This is a genomic window from Nostoc sp. C110 (assembly GCF_043099725.1).
Lineage (GTDB): Bacteria > Cyanobacteriota > Cyanobacteriia > Cyanobacteriales > Nostocaceae > Nostoc > Nostoc muscorum_A.
This window is the reverse complement of sequence record NZ_CP171148.1, coordinates 4,255,969-4,271,942: the sequence shown is the minus strand read 5'-3', so window position 1 is coordinate 4,271,942 and position 15,974 is coordinate 4,255,969. Positions and strand designations below refer to the sequence as shown.

Here is a 15,974-nt window from a genome sequence, read left to right as displayed (position 1 = left end):
AATAGGAGGAAATTGAATATGGCTAAAATTAGTGATTTTGTGGAAGATGCAGGCGCTCCCGGTATTATAGTCGGAATTGGTGCAGTCCTCTTAGCACCTGTTCTGCTGCCCATTGTCGCTGGAGTTGGTAAACCCTTCGTCAAGTCAGTCATCAAAGGCGGAATTGGTCTTTATGAAAGAAGCAAAGGAACCATTGCAGAAATGGGAGAAACCTGGGAAGACATGGTAGCCGAAGCCAGAGCTGAACTCGCTGATGAAAAAGAAACACCCGCATTTGAAGCTAGTGCCACCAATGCGGATAATGTCGCCGATAATGGTGCGTAATTTCATCTGCATATCAGCAAGTTAAATTGTTCGCCAAATAGGACTTCCAATTACCAAAAGAAAAGAACCCCACCCCCTCCCCGCAGGACTACAGTGTACACACATCTTTATACAAAACCAAAGTCTTGTAGATCCTCCTAAATCCTCCTTAAAAAGGAGGACTTTGAAAGGTTTTTGCCCCCCTTTTTAAGGGGGGTTGGGGGGATCGAAGCCTGTGGGGTAACTCAAGAAGAATTGTCTGTACACCGTAGCCCCGCTTTTCGGGAGGGGAGACAAAGCACAGCTTTGGCGGGGTGCGGTTCTCCACGTTTAATAAGTAATCAAGCGGACATAATATGATTTATGTTTTGGAAGTCCCTAGTGCAAGATAGTGCAAAAACTCTCTCGCTCCTCTTATTCCTCTGTGTTCTCTGCGCCCTCTGCGGTTCGTTTTTTATTAATTTTCCACTCATTCCTGTAAATAACAAACCCACAACAAAGAATCCACCTTCATACAAGTCAAAAAGGCAGTTGTATGTTGACAAATGGTTATAGCACTTACAATAAAATGCCGGAAATTATAGACAAAACCAGCTTCAAGACATCACCACAACCTATATCTACAAAAGTTGTAAGTTCGACTCCTGGAAGATTGCGGTTGAGAGTGGCTCATTCCCATCGTCAACCAGAAAAAATGCAAAGCATCGCCAATGCTTTGTTAGCAAATCCTCACATTAATCAAGTGAAGATAAATGTCCATCATGGCAGTATTGTTATCAATGACGATGCTAAAGATGGCAGTCTAGAAAATGTGCTAGCAACACTTAAAGATTTAGGAATAATTTTTGCTGATGTTACCGAGGGTAACACCGAGGCAGCAGCAGAAGTCTCATCTGCGCTTGTTGACTTAAACCAGCGTGTCAAACAGTTAACAGATGGTGCTTTTGATCTGCGAATTCTTTTCCCTTTGGGATTAGCTAGTCTTTCACTGCGACAATTACTAAATAAAGGATTGCAGTTAGAAGTTATTCCTTGGTATGTTTTAGCATGGTATGCTTTTGATAGCTTTATTAAGTTGCATGGAACTAGCCAAGAAGAATCAGCAAACGAGTAACCAAAAAGCTTAATTTATCTGCCAAATTTTTATTGTTTTATCAGAACTAGCACTAGCCAAAAATTGACCATCATGGCTAATAGCAATAGAGTTTACTGCCCCTGAGTGTTCTGTGATAGTTTGCAGTAACTCTCCCGTCTGTAAATGCCAAATTTTGATGGTTTTGTCTACGCTACCGCTAAAGAGAATTTCTCCATCAGGACTAACAGCTAAGGATCTTACCTCTTCTAAATGTCCAGTCAAGGTATGTAACACTTTGCCTGTAGTTAAATGCCAAATTTTGATAGTTTTGTCTGCACTAGCGCTAAAGAGAATTTCTCCATCAGGACTGATGATTACTGATTTCACCTCACCTGAATGTCCGTTGAGGGTGCGTAATGGCTCTCCCGTGTGTGGGTTCCACAGCCTAATTTTGTTGTCAGAACTACCACTAGCAAGGATTGTACCATCGGGGCTAATAGCAGCAGTATTAACTGCGAATGAATGCCAAAGGGTAGAAATGCGATCGCCTTTATGCAAATTCCAAATTTTGATTTTATTACTACCACTGGCAAGAATTTGCCCGTCAGGACTGATTGCGATGCAGTTAACCGGTTTTTGATGTCCTAACAGAGTGTGTAGGAGTTTGTCAGAATTGAGATTCCATACTTTGACATTACTTTTGGGGTGTTGACAAATACCAACAGCAAAATAATGTCCATCAGGACTAATCGCAACAGAGGAAATTTTGCCTAAATCTTCTGTGAGAGTGCGGATAAGTTTACCAGTCTTAAGATTCCATACTTTGATGGTTTTATCTGCACAGCCGCTAACTAAAGTTTCAGAATCAGGACTAATGGCGACAGATGTCACTTTTTCTGAATGTCCAGTTAGGGTATGTCTGAGAAGGATATGTTGTACTGTTACTTGGTGTTTGAGGTTGGCGATGCGATTTAAAATTTCATCAACATCAGCAATACTCTGAGTATCACCCACCGCGACAAAATATTCTCTTAACTTTTTTACATATTCCTCATCTTTAACGCTAACGGCTGATTGCATTTCCTGAAGCGGGTTAGGAGAATTGTTTGGTGATATTTGGCGTAGTTGTAACCATGTACTCAGAGAATAATTTAACTGTTCATTTGCCCAAGCGCGTAGTTTACCGCCGTAGGCATCGCTTAAATGGCATAAACTCTGGGCTAATTCTAAAGCCAATTCTGGAATCCAGTAACAGCGCTCATTTTCCAGAGCTTGGTAAACTTGTTTGTAACCAGAGGCGATAACCCCTAGTGATTGTAAATCAAAAGCATCTGACAGCAAACTCGGCAGCAACTCTGGTAATAGCGGAGGTACACCACGATCAACCAGGTGGTAAATATCTGCTACCCAACCTGCAACCAAACAGTGATAGGTAATCAAAACCTGGCAAAGTTTTTCATAATCCTGACGATTGACTTGATATTGTAAAGATAACTTACTAATATCAATTCCTTTTTCATGCCATTTTTCTACCTTTTCTAAAGTTTCTAAATTTATCACATTATCTTTTCCAAGCTGATTAACTTCCTCTAATTTTTCTCCTAATGCCACAAGCTCATCTCTAATTTTCTTCCATTCTAATGCCCGCCTTTTAGCAGACTCTTCCAGAATTTCTCGATAAGGTAAGCGAGCGATTGTTTTATAATAATAATTGTCTTGCCATAAACCCCAGTAGGCAATCCTAAAATTTAAATAATCTCCATCATTTTCGCACTCTAAAATCAAACTTGGCTCTGTTTTCAACATTCCAAACAGAGCTTTAATACTTGATTCACTGTGAAAACGTTTACTATCCCAGGCTCCTGCCAATAACTCTGTTGGTCTAACTTGACTGTTTAGAGAGTAATGTTTGTTGAGAAAATCTCTTAGTCCTTCAGCTAACATTAACTCAAATTTAAAAATATTTTCATCTCTACGAGCGCCAAATTGGTCAAAATCTACTTGAGGAGGAGCGATAAAAATTTTAAGTGGAGTGTGCCCATAATTTGTGTGGTCTAAAATTTGTGAAGGGTATAATCTTAAGGGCCAGCTATCAAAAATTTTATTGACTTCTGGTAACTTAAGCGATGTTTCTCGCTCTTGTGCGGCTATTCTTAATCGCGTTTGGTGATTATCGGCTACTAATTGCTGTTGAAAAATTCTTGCTTGTTCAAAATCTTCAACATCACCGCTTTTTTTATTTGCAGGATTTAGAACTTTGAGTATTTCAGGAATTGCCTCAATCGGTTCATATTTACTCAGTCCTAAACTAGATTTATTTCTATTTTGGACTAGCTCTGCAACAACAGGTGCAAACTCTAGTACCAGTTGAATTAGTAACATTAACCCTTGCTGCATAAACACATACCTAGAAACTAATTGAAGAAGAATTTAAAAGTCATAATCAAGACGCTCTCTACAAGACGCTGTACTATCCGCTTTTTCGGTCAAAATTCATTCTAAATTTTGATTCCTGACTCCTAAATTCTGTTTTGATAAAATAAATAAGTAAGGCTTACATGAAATCAGGGTAATACTGTCATCCAGTAAATTCATACATAGCCTTGATGTTACTACTTGAGAGTATAGTGACTCAACCTTAAGACATGAAACTCCTTATATGTCAATAAAATGTGGTTAAATCCGGTTAAATTCTTGTAAATTAAAATAAACACAGTATTAAAGAAACTTAATCAACTTGATAGCAACAAGAACTAGATTCACTACTGAGATAGATTTTTTCAACCGGAAAAATAGGTATAACTAGAGTAAAGTTAATGCAGTTCAATAAAGCGCTCTCTTGAAACATCAATGGATAAGTTTATCAGCCTGGTTGCGTTTTTTATTTTTTGAAATTAAAAATAGTACGATGACTACTATAAAACGGTCTAACTCTGGCAAAACTGCTAGTAGTAACCTGCGTTTACCATCAAAAAAGGCAACTAAAAGCGCAGCTAAGAAAGCAGCGTCATCCAAAAACATATTCTATAGCATAGTCCATACAATTCCTGGACGGATTCGTTTTCGTATTCCTCTGTTAGGCAGAGATACTGAGTATGCTAATCAACTTAAATTAGCGATGGAATCCGATCCTAGAGTTATAAATGTCCGTGCTAACCCAAAAGCTGCATCCATTGTCATCAATTATAAAGTAGGTACAATTTCAGATAATCGAATGTGCGAGCATCTGGTTAATCTGATTCAAACTGCTCAAGATGTGGTTCTGCCAAAAGAGGTAATGGCAAAATCAATCGTAGGGGCTATCTTTGATGCTCTAATCAACTTAATTGATAATACGCGCAAGATTAATCAAGCACGTAATGTTCTTGTATATCGAAGGTTTAGAGCAGATATTTGGGAACGAATGCTTTCTACCTCAAGAAGCATAATTAAGAGGTTAAAATCTGCCATCATGTTTATCTTGCCTAACAAGCGATGGCGATTACAAGGCAATGGCGAAGGGAATTACCAGCCTTTGAAACTGAAATCTGCCAGCGAACCAAATCTTATGTAGTTGCTAATATAGTAGCTATTAAAATGATTCCTGGTTAAGAGTAATTAGCTGTAAAAAATCGGGATTTTCCATAACTCATGAAAATATTTTTTGCCTAGCCTTCAATTCAAGCATTTTATTATCAATAACAAATGGGTATTCCTCGTTGTCAAAAACTTCTTAATCAAACCCATTGGGTTCAAGCAATACATACTGCTGTTAAGGGAAGAGCTAGATATAAAGTAAATGGGCTTTATCATTCGGAAGCTCTCAAAAGATATCTTGAATCGAGATTATTAGAGGATAAAATAATCTCGCAAGTTCGTGCTAATAGTTACACAGGGAATTTGCTTGTTATTTTTCATCCAGATAAAAGCTTAAATACGATCGCATCGCTCATCCAAGAAATTGTCTTAGATTATCGGAAAAAAGTCAGTAAATCACTTGGAACTAGTAACTTGCATTCCTTTGGCACTGAAGAAAATATTGGTTTCGTCGGACGTAATAATCGAAACATATTTGATTCAGCCGTACTGTCTCAAATATCTATGCAGCGACAATTAAACCAAACAGCCAGTCAACTTATTCCAGTTGTTTGTGCCCTTGTATGTGGCACTGCACTGTTGTACGCATATAATCTTGACGAGGCCATTTTGCTCTTGATCCAGAAGCTGCATACACCACTGCGCGATCGCATCATGCTTGGTATCACTTTTCTAGGCGATCCCCTAGTAATGCTGATATCTTCTTTGGGACTGACGATTAGTCCGTTATATTCTAATCGTCGCAGGCAAGCAACTATCTTGGGTATTGCTGGAGTCGGTGCAATCTTGCTAAATTGTTTAATGAAAATATTTTTTGGTAGAGCCCGTCCAGCACTGTGGAAGCATATTATTAATGTCGGCCAACACAGTTTTCCTAGCGGCCATGCAATGGTTTCAATAGTGATTTACGGTTTTACTGGCTATATTCTGGCAAAGCAGTTTCCTGAATGGCGCTTTTGGATTTATGGCTTGACTGTTTTCTTGATTGCTGCGATCGGTTTTAGTCGGCTTTACCTGGGAGTACATTGGCTGACTGATGTGACAGCTGGCTATGCCGCAGGTTTGGTGTGGTTAATTGCCTGTATCCTGATTTTGGAATCGGAACAGCAAGGAATAATTGACGAGTTAGAAGGGCGGTTAGAAACCGCGTCTACACAAACAAAACCCACCTTCGTGGGTTAAAAATATTAATTTTCTCTTAGTCCGCGCAGGCGGACTTTGTTTGTGTAGCCGCGAATTCCATTCGCCCAGGCTTAAGTTGACACCAATGACAGCTGTGCTACCTTACCAATGCACAAATTATTTTAGATAATTTATTTTTTGGAAATCCCTTACTGGTAACTGTTAATAATAGCTGCCAGATTTCCGATGCTCCAAAGCAGTGATACCATCATTTTCCAACACTTCACCGTGATTAATAACGGCATAAATTAACCATCTATCGCCACATTCAAGCTGATTTTGCACCGTACATTCTAAATAGGCTAATGCCTCATTCAAAATCAAACAACCATTATCAGCAGTTTTTGTGGAAAGATTTGCAAAAGGATTATCGCCTAAAGTGCTATGACGAGAAAAATAGCGTCGCACATTTCTTCCTTCTTTGAGGATATTCAGCACAAATTTATCACCAGGATGATGCATTAAATCTGCATTCTGCTCGTTAGCGATCGCAATCATAATCCCTGGCGGGTTAAAAGTTGCCTGCGATACCCAAGAAGTTAAAACCCCTTTGTGAGTTTCTTCATCACGAGTTGTCACAACACACAGAGAACCAATAATCCGCCCCACCGCTTGTTCGGTACGATCTACATGGGTTTCTGTCACAATCTGGCGGGAACTACGAAGTTTTTTAGTTTTCTTCAAGTTTTGGGCAAAGGAAGCACCTGCTTCTTGACACTGCTGAAGAACTTCAGAAGTAGGGCTAAAACGCACCCGAATTGTTTCAAACCCTAGTTGATAATTTGCATCTTTGAGCTTACTTTCGATTAAATCTATTGCCTCTCCACTCCAACCGTAGGAACCAAACACCCCAGCTAACTTAGTTTTAGCCGCCACCGAGAGAACTATTCCTAAAGCTGTTTGAATTTGAGTCGGTGCATGGCCGCCTAAAGTGGGTGAGCCGATAATCAAGCCATCGCAAGTTTCTACAATGCGGTTAATCTCGGCAGAATCGGCTAGTTCACAGTTGATTGATTCTACATTAACTCCATTTTGAATCAAACCTTGAGCGATCGCATTCGCCATAATTGCTGTATTTCCATAAGCAGAAGCATAAAGCAAAGCGACACTCAATTCTTGAGATTTTTGTCCTTGACACCATTGACGGTAATCATAAGTAAAACGACTCAAGCTATAACGCACAACTGGCCCGTGTGCTGGGGCATAACATCTGGCTCCCAAAAGCGATATTTTATCTAAGGCTACTTCGACTTGTTTTGCTTGGGGCGCATGAAGACATTCGAAATAGTAACGACGTTCCGCGTCTAATCCCTTCCAATCTTCATCAAACAAAGTATCTTCGCAAATATGAGCGCCGAAAAGTTTGTCTGTGTAGAGTATTTTTGTAGCGGAATCGTAGGTACAAAGTCCATCCGCCCACCGAGGAGTTGGTACGGTGACAAATGATAGAAGATGTCCTTGTCCTAAATCTAGAGTATCTCCCGATCGCATCGCTTGAATAGGTGACTCAAATTCGGGGAAGGCAGTTTTGAGAGCATTGGCGGCGGGGCGAGAACAAATTAGAGTAGCTTGAGGAACTAGAGAGAGCAATACTTGTAAGGTTGCTCTGCGGTTTGGGTTGACATGACTGAGAACAATGTAATCTAGGGTAATGAAGTCTAGTTGTTGTGCAAGTTGCTCAAGGTAAATTTCGGTAAAAGATTCGCCGGGAGGGTCAATTAAAGCATTTTTATCAGCTTGAATCAGATAAGAATTTGCTGTAGTTCCCCGTTGACGGGAATACTCCACCTCAAATTTTAGTCTGTCCCAAGTCCGCGATCGCAGAATCAGAGTATTTTTACCAATTTCAGCAACTTGGACATCTCTGCTATGGTTGGACGTTAATGTTGCAACAGACATAATAACCTCTTTTAATAATTGGGAATTGGGAATTGGGAATGGGGAATTGGAAATTGGGAACTTGTACTGAGCGCAGTCGAAGTATGGGGAATTGGGAATTGGTTATTATCCTTGTCTCCCTTATCTCCCCAATTCCTAACTCCTAACTCTCCACTCCCGATTTTTAATGACCATTGTTTTGTATTAATTCAGACTTGGCTCTGCTTCTATAGCGTTTGGATACCTCTTGTTCGGGATCAATACCTTCAAAAGTAGGGGGTAGCCAAACTCGGAGAAATAGTAGTACTCCCAGCACTAATAAAAAGGCACAAGTTGCTAAAACTTGACTCCAACTTGTTTCTAGAACACCTTTAACAATGACTTCTCGCAAAGCGGAAACGATGGAAACTTCAACAGCTACCCCAATAGATACTCGATGTTCTTGCAAGTAAATAATCAACAATCTGAATAGCTCAACTAATATGAGCAAAAAGAGAATATCGGCAGTAACAGCATGAAAATCTAGAGGTGGAAGTAAGGAGAGAAACATATCTCTCACCTGAAGCACCATGAAGCTAAATAAACCGATACACAAACAAATCACAATCACATCTTGGATAAATTCCAAGGTTCGCACAACGCGCCCACGGTTGATTTCGTACATCGTAATCGGAGTATTTTCAGCAGATTTATACATAATTTTTTAGGAGTTGTAGAGACGCGATTCATCGCGTCTGTGTGGGGTAGGGGGCAGGGGAGCAGAGGAGCAGGGGAGGCAAGGGGAGCAGGGGGGCAGGGGAAGCAAGGGGAGAATAAGAAATAACTAATGACCAATGACAAATGACAAATGACCAATGACCAATGACCAATGACAAATTAGTAATGATTGCCAATTTTGCGGTGATGCGCGGCGGTAAGTGCATCTAACTTGGAAACTCTTCCAGTTTGGACTGTGCTATAAATTACCCAATGATCTCCACAATCCATGCGGCTAGTGATTTCACATTCCATGTAAGCCAGGGCTTCAGCTAAAACGGGCGATCCATTGTTCGCTGGATATGTCTTCACTCCAGCAAATCGGTCTGCACCAGGAGCGAAACGCTTGAGAAAATGTTTCATTAATCCTTGATATTTGCCTTCTTCTAAAACGTTTAGAACGAAGCGATCGCCAACGTGCATCAAAGATTCAATTGCCCGATCTTTGGATACTGCGATCGCAACTCCTAAAGGCTCAAGACTCGCTTGTGTCACCCAAGAAGCCAACATTGCACTCTGAATTTCTCCTTTTTTGGCGGTGATAATATATAATCCTGTGGTAATCCGCCCTAAAGCCTTCTCTAGCTCAGTATTGATAGATTTGATTTGTTTAATGGTGCGATCGCGATTCAACCATTGACCCAAGTCTGTCCCAGCTTCATCACAAAGCTGTTCCGTTGCTTGGGTAGGAATTTCCTTAACTAAAATAGGTGGAAAGGCTTCAGTTAATCCTAGTTCTTGAAACTTATTGCGTAAAGGATAAATAGGTTCATCTTCTCCACCTCCCGACTCTAATAAACCAATTGACTGCTTTTTGTGAACAGCAGCTAAAATAGTGCTTAAAGAGGCTTGAGCTATCACCGAAGATTGGGGTGGCATTGCAATTACTAAACCAGAAGATTGTGCAACTAATTCTCTAACTTCTTGAGGTTCAGAACTATTGAGAGGAAATAATTCCACTGCTACGCCTGTTTTCGCACATCCATGAGCTATGGTACGGACTAACTGCTCACTATGCCCGTAATCTTCAACATAAAATAGAGCCACTAAAGTCTCTGTTTTTGCTTGTTCTAAACTCCAGTTTTGATAACGTCCGAGCCATTCTGGAATATAGTGTTGTAATAAAGGTCCATGTCCCGTAGCAACTGTTCCTATTTCTAACTTTTCAATCCGCTTTAAAGCTGCCAAAACAGATCGAGCATTGGGACCCATAAGACAATCATAATAATATTGAAAATCTTCCTCAAGTAAGGTGATATTTTCATCATAAGTGTGATCATCACAGTAGTGCATCCCAAACACATCACAGGTGTAGAGAGTGCTAGTTTTGTGGTCATAAGTAAAGATTGTGTCAGGCCAGTGTAAGTTAGGTGCAGAGATAAATTCTAATTCGTGTCCGTTGCCTAAATCTAATCGCTCTCCACTTTTCACCTGCCTTGAATTAAAGGGCTGGTGAACCATATTTTCTAAAAATTGAATAGCTACCTTAGCACCAACAACAGTAATTGATGGAGCTAATTGCAAAATATTTTTTACTAAGCCACTGTGGTCTGGTTCTGTATGGCTAATAATCAAATAATCTATTTTAGTCGGATCAATTAATCCCACCAGTATCTCAAGATATAATTGCTCAAACTTGCGGTGAGATGTATCAACTAAGGCAACTTTTTCTCCCTGAATTAAAAAAGAATTATAAGTCGTACCATTCCGTAGACCAAACTCGACATCAAAACGTTCTCTATCCCAGTCTAGACAACGAATAGCAGTTGTTTGAGGAGCAATTTCGACAGTTTCTACTGTCAAACGTCCTGGGTTGGGAGTAACTTGAGTGGGCTGTATGAGTGCAACCATTTGTTTTCTCCAAAAAGATTGTTATCTGAAGCGAGCGTTATGTCTCTTATATTTACCTGAAATACTCAATTAGTAAAATGCCAATTTCTAAAGCTAATCATCAGAAAGTTTTATTCATTATTTAGATTGATTTACCATTGAAATTTCTCAATGTTTATCATCAATAATGAATGTGAGAAAATGTAAATAATCAGTTAAGATGGTTTGGCATGTCGTTAATATTTTTTCCTCCTCCCATACAACAAATCAACAGCGAAATCATCCATCGCGCTGGTGTTGATCTGTATGTACTACGCCTGGATCTCATGCACCCGTGGGTTAACGGCAATAAGTGGTTCAAGCTGAAATACAATCTTTTGGAAGCCAAGGAGAAAAATTTCACAACGCTGCTTACTTTTGGCGGCGCTTATTCCAATCACATCTATGCAACTGCGGCTGCTGGTAATCTTTTCGGTTTTCGTACCATCGGCATAATTCGTGGGGAGGAGAGACTACCACTAAACCCGACACTGAGTTTTGCTGTACAACAGGGTATGCAGCTTGTGTACATGAACCGCGAAATGTATCGACAGCGCAACACACCAGTGATAGAGGAATATCTGCAACAACGCTTCGGTGAAGTGTTTATCATTCCCGAAGGTGGGAGTAATTTAAATGGTGTGCGCGGCTGTATGGAGATCATTTATGATGCCGTCTACGCATTTGATCATATATGCGTAGCCTGCGGTACAGCTACCACACTGACTGGTATTGCCCTTTCATTGCATCAAGGACAAAGAGCGATCGCTTTTCCCGTTCTGAAAAATGGCTCATTTCTTGCACAAGAAATTGAAAGTCTGCTGACAAATTACCTCGCCTCTGATTTACCCACACTATCTAACTCTCCCGCTTCCTGGGAATTGGTATGTGATTACCACTTTGGCGGCTATGCAAAGGTGAATGACGAGTTGCTACTGTTTAGCCAACAGTTCAGGGAGGAACATGGCATACCCCTTGATTACGTATATACCGCCAAAATGTTTTACGGTGTGATGGATTTACTAAAGCAGGGATTTTTTAGTAAAGGCGATTCGTTGCTGCTGGTACACACAGGAGGCTTACAGGGCAACGTTGGTATGGAAGAAAAGTTGCAGAGATTTTCTAAAATCTGAGTTGCCACTTAATTAAATATCAGTAGTCAAGAGTCCATGCACTTCCTGAAAATGCCCCAAGCATTTTTATTAAAGAAAGGATAAACCTATTATTAGAAGCTTTGAGGTTGAAGTTAGATGGAATTGAATTTAATGTTTTTGATATGGGCAATCGCACAAATAATTAATATCTATCCCTAAATGAAAGATTTTCTATAAAAGAGGCATTGCTGGGCGAAGATATAAATTAGTTTCACACACTCGCTCATCTGCGTAAGATATTCATATTTTTATCCAGCAACCTCTAAAAGTTATTTCACTTTGTTGCTACGCCAATAATATGAGGACTGACAATCGGCAATTGTGCATCAAATCGCTCATAATTAATACTAGCAAAACCAGCATTTTCTAAAGCAATCAAAGTTTCTCTATCTGGATGGCAACCATCACCTATCACTTGCCAAATCGGACGAATTGCGCTTTGTACTTGTCGCAATACAGTTCCTTTAGGTGCAGCAACGTGTTCAATAAATAAGAAGCGTCCACCTGGTTTGAGTACTCTTAAAATTGCCTGTAATGTATAATCTATATTCGGCACTGAACACAAAACTAAGGTACTAACAACAGTATCTATGCTGTTATCTTCAGCATCTAACCATTCAGCATTACCAATTCTGAGGTCGATATTTAAGCCTAGTTTTTTAGCTTGTTTTTGAAGATAGGAGTGCATGTGAGGGTTTGGCTCGATTCCTATCCAGTGGATATCTTTAGGGTAGTAGGGTAGGTTAGGGCCTGTTCCTGGGCCGATTTCTAACACTTTACCTTGGAGATTTGCAAAAAGAGAACGTTTGCGCTCGCCGACGATATTATCATACGTGCTGCTACTTTGAGCCATCATCCAGGCAAAGAAACGTTTACCAAAGTTGGCATAAATCTGATTTGGTGAATCTCCAATAATTTGGTTTACAGTCATTATCTACTTCCTAAAATCTGAGGCTATAAATTATTGCAATAAGCAACTATTTATAGTCTTAAGGTACGATAATTTATGTTTCTTGTACCTCACCCATTTGATTCATCCGATGGGGTGATTTTGATTAATATACATACCTAGCGACTTCCCGTAACTTACCACAGAAATAGAAAAAGTGCAGAATCAGAAGTAGAATTTGCCTATATATAGCAATCCTAAACGAATGAGTCGTCAAAATGTCCAATTATTCTCTCTGCGTTCTCTGCGCCTCTGCGGTTAATTTCTTTTTATAAATAATTTATAAATACAAAAATAGCAAAAAGCGTTCCCGATTGCGGAACGCTTTCTTTTAGTAAATTCTGTTAAGGTAATATCAATTAAATGCTAGTTGATAAAATTAGGCATGAAGATTTGCTTGTTCCTGTAACCAAGGATCTACAGGTTGTCCATCTTTGCGGCGTAATTCAATTTCCACTACCATCACTTCTTTTGAACCTGGAGGTGCGGGTTTTTTATGAAAAAGAATGTCATAATCTTCTGGATTATGTTTGCGTTCTTTCAACCATTCTTGTACCTTGGTTGTGGCAAAAAATGATTGCCCTTGCTCAAACATTCGGGTAATCTGCAATTGCAGTGTATAAGGATTTAGCCTACCCATTTTCTACCACCTTTGTTAAGTAAATTTTAGAACAAGTAATCTGTTTATCTTAGATAATCTAATGTTAGTGCGAAGTACGCACACCTGACACTTCACCTATAGGTGCAAATTCCAGTTTCAACACCCTAGCATCTGTAGCCACATCCGAAGGTATTTCGGTATATGGTCTAAAAAAGCCTTGATACTACTGCAATCTGTCTTCCATAGGTTAATAAATTATTATTTGTGCTGCTTTAGTTTTCGTCGTCTTTGGCAGTAGTTTGACCTTAGTAATGTTATAATAGTACTTAACAAAAAATAATGTTAAAAACTTGACTGCACCCCAGCACTAAAGTTTTACGTACACGAAGAGACGAGGGAATAGATTAGTTAAGGATTATTCAGAATTTCCCAGTATCTCTACAACATTTCACTACTTAATTCTGTTATAGATTGGAAAGAGGCACGCCGCTTCAAAAACTGACCAACAGACTGAAAATGGTTGTTATGAAGAGCAAAAATCAAGCTGTTTTCGCTTTAATTGTAAAAAGTACTATTGTCTTTTTACCCTTACTATTATCCGTTGGAATTGCCAATGGGCAATCTGCACCATCACCTTCCCCAGTACTAACCCAGACTTCGGTATTGTCGAATCAGGAACGGGAAGAATTAACACGGCTACGAGCAGAAAAGCGAATTCAACAGCAAGTCCAATCTGATTTTAATAGCGCTTTTAGTCGTACAACTATTTTACTCAATGTCTGGCTAGTTATATTAAGCCTATTTCCAGTCGCAATCATTGCTTTATTTTGGCTACTGCGACGGGTGGTAATCCGTGAAATTGTTGATAGAGCGATGCAACAATTACAGGGAATGGAAAAATTACAAAATCAGCTATCCACCGTTAAACAAGAGGCTGAAAATGTTATTCAAGATGCTAAAAAAATAAATTATGAACTAGAACAAGAAACGGTTAGTTTACAACAAAAAATTAAAAGCGAGCAAGAAAATTTATCTACCCTGACATCGGAACTAGATTTAGCTAAATCACAGGTATTAAGTAGATTAGAAACTCAACTTAAGAAATCTCAAGAAAATATAGAAATTTTAGAGTCTAATTTTTCTTCTGTTGTATCTAAATTAGAGGTTGATGCTCAACAACAAAGAGATGTAGCGCTGGAAAATCTAGGAAGTTTAGCATCCGTTATGTCACAAGAATTGTCTAATTTAAAGTTAGGTGTACAACAACAGCAAGAGTTAGCATTGGCTGATCTTGAAGGATCAAAGTCTGAGTTCATATCTCAACTATCTGGATGGCAGTCTGATGCTCAAAACCAAAAAAATATAGTTTTTGAAAGTTTGGCTAAATTGCAATCAGAATTTGCCGATCAATTATCAGAATTACAGGTAGATGCTCACCACAGAAAAGAGATTGCATTTGAGAGTTTAGGAAAGTTAGATAATGAATTGAAATCTCAGTTATCAGAACTACAGGCGGATGCTCAAGAGCAAAAAAATAAAATTGTTGAGAGTTTAGCAGTATTACAGTTAGAGTTTGCTGAACAACTATCGGAATTACAATTAGATGCTCAAAAGCGCAAAGAGTTAATTATTGAGAATTTAGAAAAAGCTGGTTCTGAATTTAGTTCACAATTTTCAGAATTACAATGGAATGCTCAACAACAAAAAATTCTCATTTTGGAGAAGTTAGAAAGATTAGAAACTGAGTTTGTCTCTCAACTCTCTGAGTTACAATTGGATGCCGAAGAAAGAAAGGATCTTATTCTTCAAGAACTAACTGAAATTACACCTGAATCTATCTTAGAGGCGGTGAATTATGAAGTTAAGGAAGAAAAAGAAATAGAGGAACAGCCACAACAACCAGAATTGACTGCTGAGGAGTATGTAAAAGAGGGAGATGAGCTGTTTTCTCAAAAGCGCTATGAAGATGCGATCGCAGCTTACAACCAAGCGGTTAAAATTCAACCTGATGAACCTGTGGCTTGGTTAAAACGAGGTCTAACTCTCGGAAGGCTGAAACGCTATAAAGATGCGATCGCATCCTATGATCGAGCTATCCAGATTCAACCAGATTACCATCAAGCTTGGTGCGATCGCGGCGTTGCTTTTGGGAAATTACAACAGCATCAGCAAGCCTTTGCTTCATTCGAGAAAGCTACACAAATCAAGCCTGATGATGCAGTCGCTTGGTTAAATTGCGGTCTTTCTCTCGTAGCATTGGAAAAATACGAAGAGGCAATAGTGTCTTTTGATAAAGCGCTAGAATTCCAACCTAATTCTCCCAAAATCTGGGATAAACGCGGTTATACCTTGGTAAGATTGGGACGCGATGATGAAGCGATCGCTAGTTTTAACAAAACTTTAGAAATTAAGCCAGATTATGCGAGTGCCTATTACAACAAAGCAGCCTGTTACGCACTGCAAAGAGAAGTTGAACTATCTCTGGAAACTCTGAAACAAGCAATTGAACTTGATCCCAGGTATAAAGAAGACGCAGCAACTGACCTAGATTTTGATGATATTGCCGATGATGAGCGCTTTAAGCAGTTAGTTGCAGAATAAAAAGTTATTTGTCATTAGTCATTAGTCATT

12 protein-coding genes are annotated in these 15,974 nt (G+C 39.3%); 6 read left to right on the top strand and 6 right to left on the bottom strand.

Annotated elements, in window-relative coordinates:
• Positions 1-18: 18 nt before the first annotated feature.
• Together ACFFRD_RS23730 and ACFFRD_RS23725 are read left to right on the top strand one after the other, a co-directional pair.
• Positions 19-324, top strand: a complete 306-nt coding sequence (locus ACFFRD_RS23730) for a DUF5132 domain-containing protein (protein ID WP_392477837.1) — start codon at positions 19-21, stop codon at positions 322-324.
• Positions 325-838: 514 nt separating this feature from the next.
• Positions 839-1,417, top strand: a complete 579-nt coding sequence (locus ACFFRD_RS23725; protein WP_392477835.1) for an HMA2 domain-containing protein — start codon at positions 839-841, stop codon at positions 1,415-1,417.
• Positions 1,418-1,426: 9 nt separating this feature from the next.
• On the opposite strand, the gene ACFFRD_RS23720 is transcribed toward ACFFRD_RS23725, so the two are convergent.
• Entirely contained in the window at positions 1,427-3,775 is a 2,349-nt protein-coding gene (locus ACFFRD_RS23720; RefSeq protein WP_392477833.1) for a WD40 repeat domain-containing protein, read from the bottom strand.
• 511 nt (positions 3,776-4,286) lie between these two features.
• On the opposite strand from ACFFRD_RS23720, the gene ACFFRD_RS23715 reads away from it, so the two are divergent.
• Both ACFFRD_RS23715 and ACFFRD_RS23710 read left to right on the top strand, forming a co-directional pair.
• Complete coding sequence (locus ACFFRD_RS23715) at positions 4,287-4,931, top strand: HMA2 domain-containing protein (RefSeq protein WP_392477831.1); 645 nt, start codon at positions 4,287-4,289, stop codon at positions 4,929-4,931.
• Between the two features lie 131 nt (positions 4,932-5,062).
• Positions 5,063-6,136: a phosphatase PAP2 family protein gene (locus ACFFRD_RS23710; protein ID WP_392477829.1), complete on the top strand. Its 1,074-nt coding sequence runs from the start codon at positions 5,063-5,065 to the stop codon at positions 6,134-6,136.
• Between the two features lie 162 nt (positions 6,137-6,298).
• Here the strand turns inward: ACFFRD_RS23710 and ACFFRD_RS23705 are convergent, their stop codons facing one another.
• The 3 genes from ACFFRD_RS23705 to ACFFRD_RS23695 all read right to left on the bottom strand — a co-directional run bounded on the left by ACFFRD_RS23705 (position 6,299) and on the right by ACFFRD_RS23695 (position 10,621).
• Positions 6,299-8,035, bottom strand: a complete 1,737-nt coding sequence (locus ACFFRD_RS23705) for a diflavin flavoprotein (RefSeq protein ID WP_179071657.1) — start codon at positions 8,033-8,035, stop codon at positions 6,299-6,301.
• Between the two features lie 163 nt (positions 8,036-8,198).
• Positions 8,199-8,711: a phosphate-starvation-inducible PsiE family protein gene (locus ACFFRD_RS23700; protein ID WP_114084855.1), complete on the bottom strand. Its 513-nt coding sequence runs from the start codon at positions 8,709-8,711 to the stop codon at positions 8,199-8,201.
• Positions 8,712-8,890: 179 nt separating this feature from the next.
• A complete protein-coding gene (locus tag ACFFRD_RS23695; RefSeq protein WP_392477827.1) occupies positions 8,891-10,621 on the bottom strand; it encodes a diflavin flavoprotein in 1,731 nt (576 codons plus the stop codon).
• Between the two features lie 209 nt (positions 10,622-10,830).
• Between ACFFRD_RS23695 and ACFFRD_RS23690 the strand changes: the two genes are divergently transcribed.
• Positions 10,831-11,772: a 1-aminocyclopropane-1-carboxylate deaminase/D-cysteine desulfhydrase gene (locus ACFFRD_RS23690; RefSeq protein ID WP_392477825.1), complete on the top strand. Its 942-nt coding sequence runs from the start codon at positions 10,831-10,833 to the stop codon at positions 11,770-11,772.
• A gap of 295 nt (positions 11,773-12,067) precedes the next feature.
• On the opposite strand, the gene ACFFRD_RS23685 is transcribed toward ACFFRD_RS23690, so the two are convergent.
• On the bottom strand, positions 12,068-12,724 hold the full coding sequence (locus tag ACFFRD_RS23685) for a class I SAM-dependent methyltransferase (RefSeq protein ID WP_392477824.1): 657 nt from the start codon (positions 12,722-12,724) through the stop codon (positions 12,068-12,070).
• 397 nt (positions 12,725-13,121) lie between these two features.
• Positions 13,122-13,382, bottom strand: coding sequence for a hypothetical protein (locus tag ACFFRD_RS23680; protein ID WP_012407382.1), 261 nt, complete (start codon positions 13,380-13,382; stop codon positions 13,122-13,124).
• A gap of 486 nt (positions 13,383-13,868) precedes the next feature.
• On the opposite strand from ACFFRD_RS23680, the gene ACFFRD_RS23675 reads away from it, so the two are divergent.
• Positions 13,869-15,944: a tetratricopeptide repeat protein gene (locus ACFFRD_RS23675; protein ID WP_392477822.1), complete on the top strand. Its 2,076-nt coding sequence runs from the start codon at positions 13,869-13,871 to the stop codon at positions 15,942-15,944.
• Positions 15,945-15,974: the final 30 nt, after the last annotated feature.

Coding starts and splice junctions, on each gene's coding strand:
- ACFFRD_RS23730 (WP_392477837.1), top strand. CDS start 19: ATGGCTAAAATTAGTGATTTTGTGGAAGATGCAGGCGCTCCCGGTATT.
- ACFFRD_RS23725 (WP_392477835.1), top strand. CDS start 839: ATGTTGACAAATGGTTATAGCACTTACAATAAAATGCCGGAAATTATA.
- ACFFRD_RS23720 (WP_392477833.1), bottom strand. CDS start 3,775: ATGCAGCAAGGGTTAATGTTACTAATTCAACTGGTACTAGAGTTTGCA.
- ACFFRD_RS23715 (WP_392477831.1), top strand. CDS start 4,287: ATGACTACTATAAAACGGTCTAACTCTGGCAAAACTGCTAGTAGTAAC.
- ACFFRD_RS23710 (WP_392477829.1), top strand. CDS start 5,063: ATGGGTATTCCTCGTTGTCAAAAACTTCTTAATCAAACCCATTGGGTT.
- ACFFRD_RS23705 (WP_179071657.1), bottom strand. CDS start 8,035: ATGTCTGTTGCAACATTAACGTCCAACCATAGCAGAGATGTCCAAGTT.
- ACFFRD_RS23700 (WP_114084855.1), bottom strand. CDS start 8,711: ATGTATAAATCTGCTGAAAATACTCCGATTACGATGTACGAAATCAAC.
- ACFFRD_RS23695 (WP_392477827.1), bottom strand. CDS start 10,621: ATGGTTGCACTCATACAGCCCACTCAAGTTACTCCCAACCCAGGACGT.
- ACFFRD_RS23690 (WP_392477825.1), top strand. CDS start 10,831: ATGTCGTTAATATTTTTTCCTCCTCCCATACAACAAATCAACAGCGAA.
- ACFFRD_RS23685 (WP_392477824.1), bottom strand. CDS start 12,724: ATGACTGTAAACCAAATTATTGGAGATTCACCAAATCAGATTTATGCC.
- ACFFRD_RS23680 (WP_012407382.1), bottom strand. CDS start 13,382: ATGGGTAGGCTAAATCCTTATACACTGCAATTGCAGATTACCCGAATG.
- ACFFRD_RS23675 (WP_392477822.1), top strand. CDS start 13,869: ATGAAGAGCAAAAATCAAGCTGTTTTCGCTTTAATTGTAAAAAGTACT.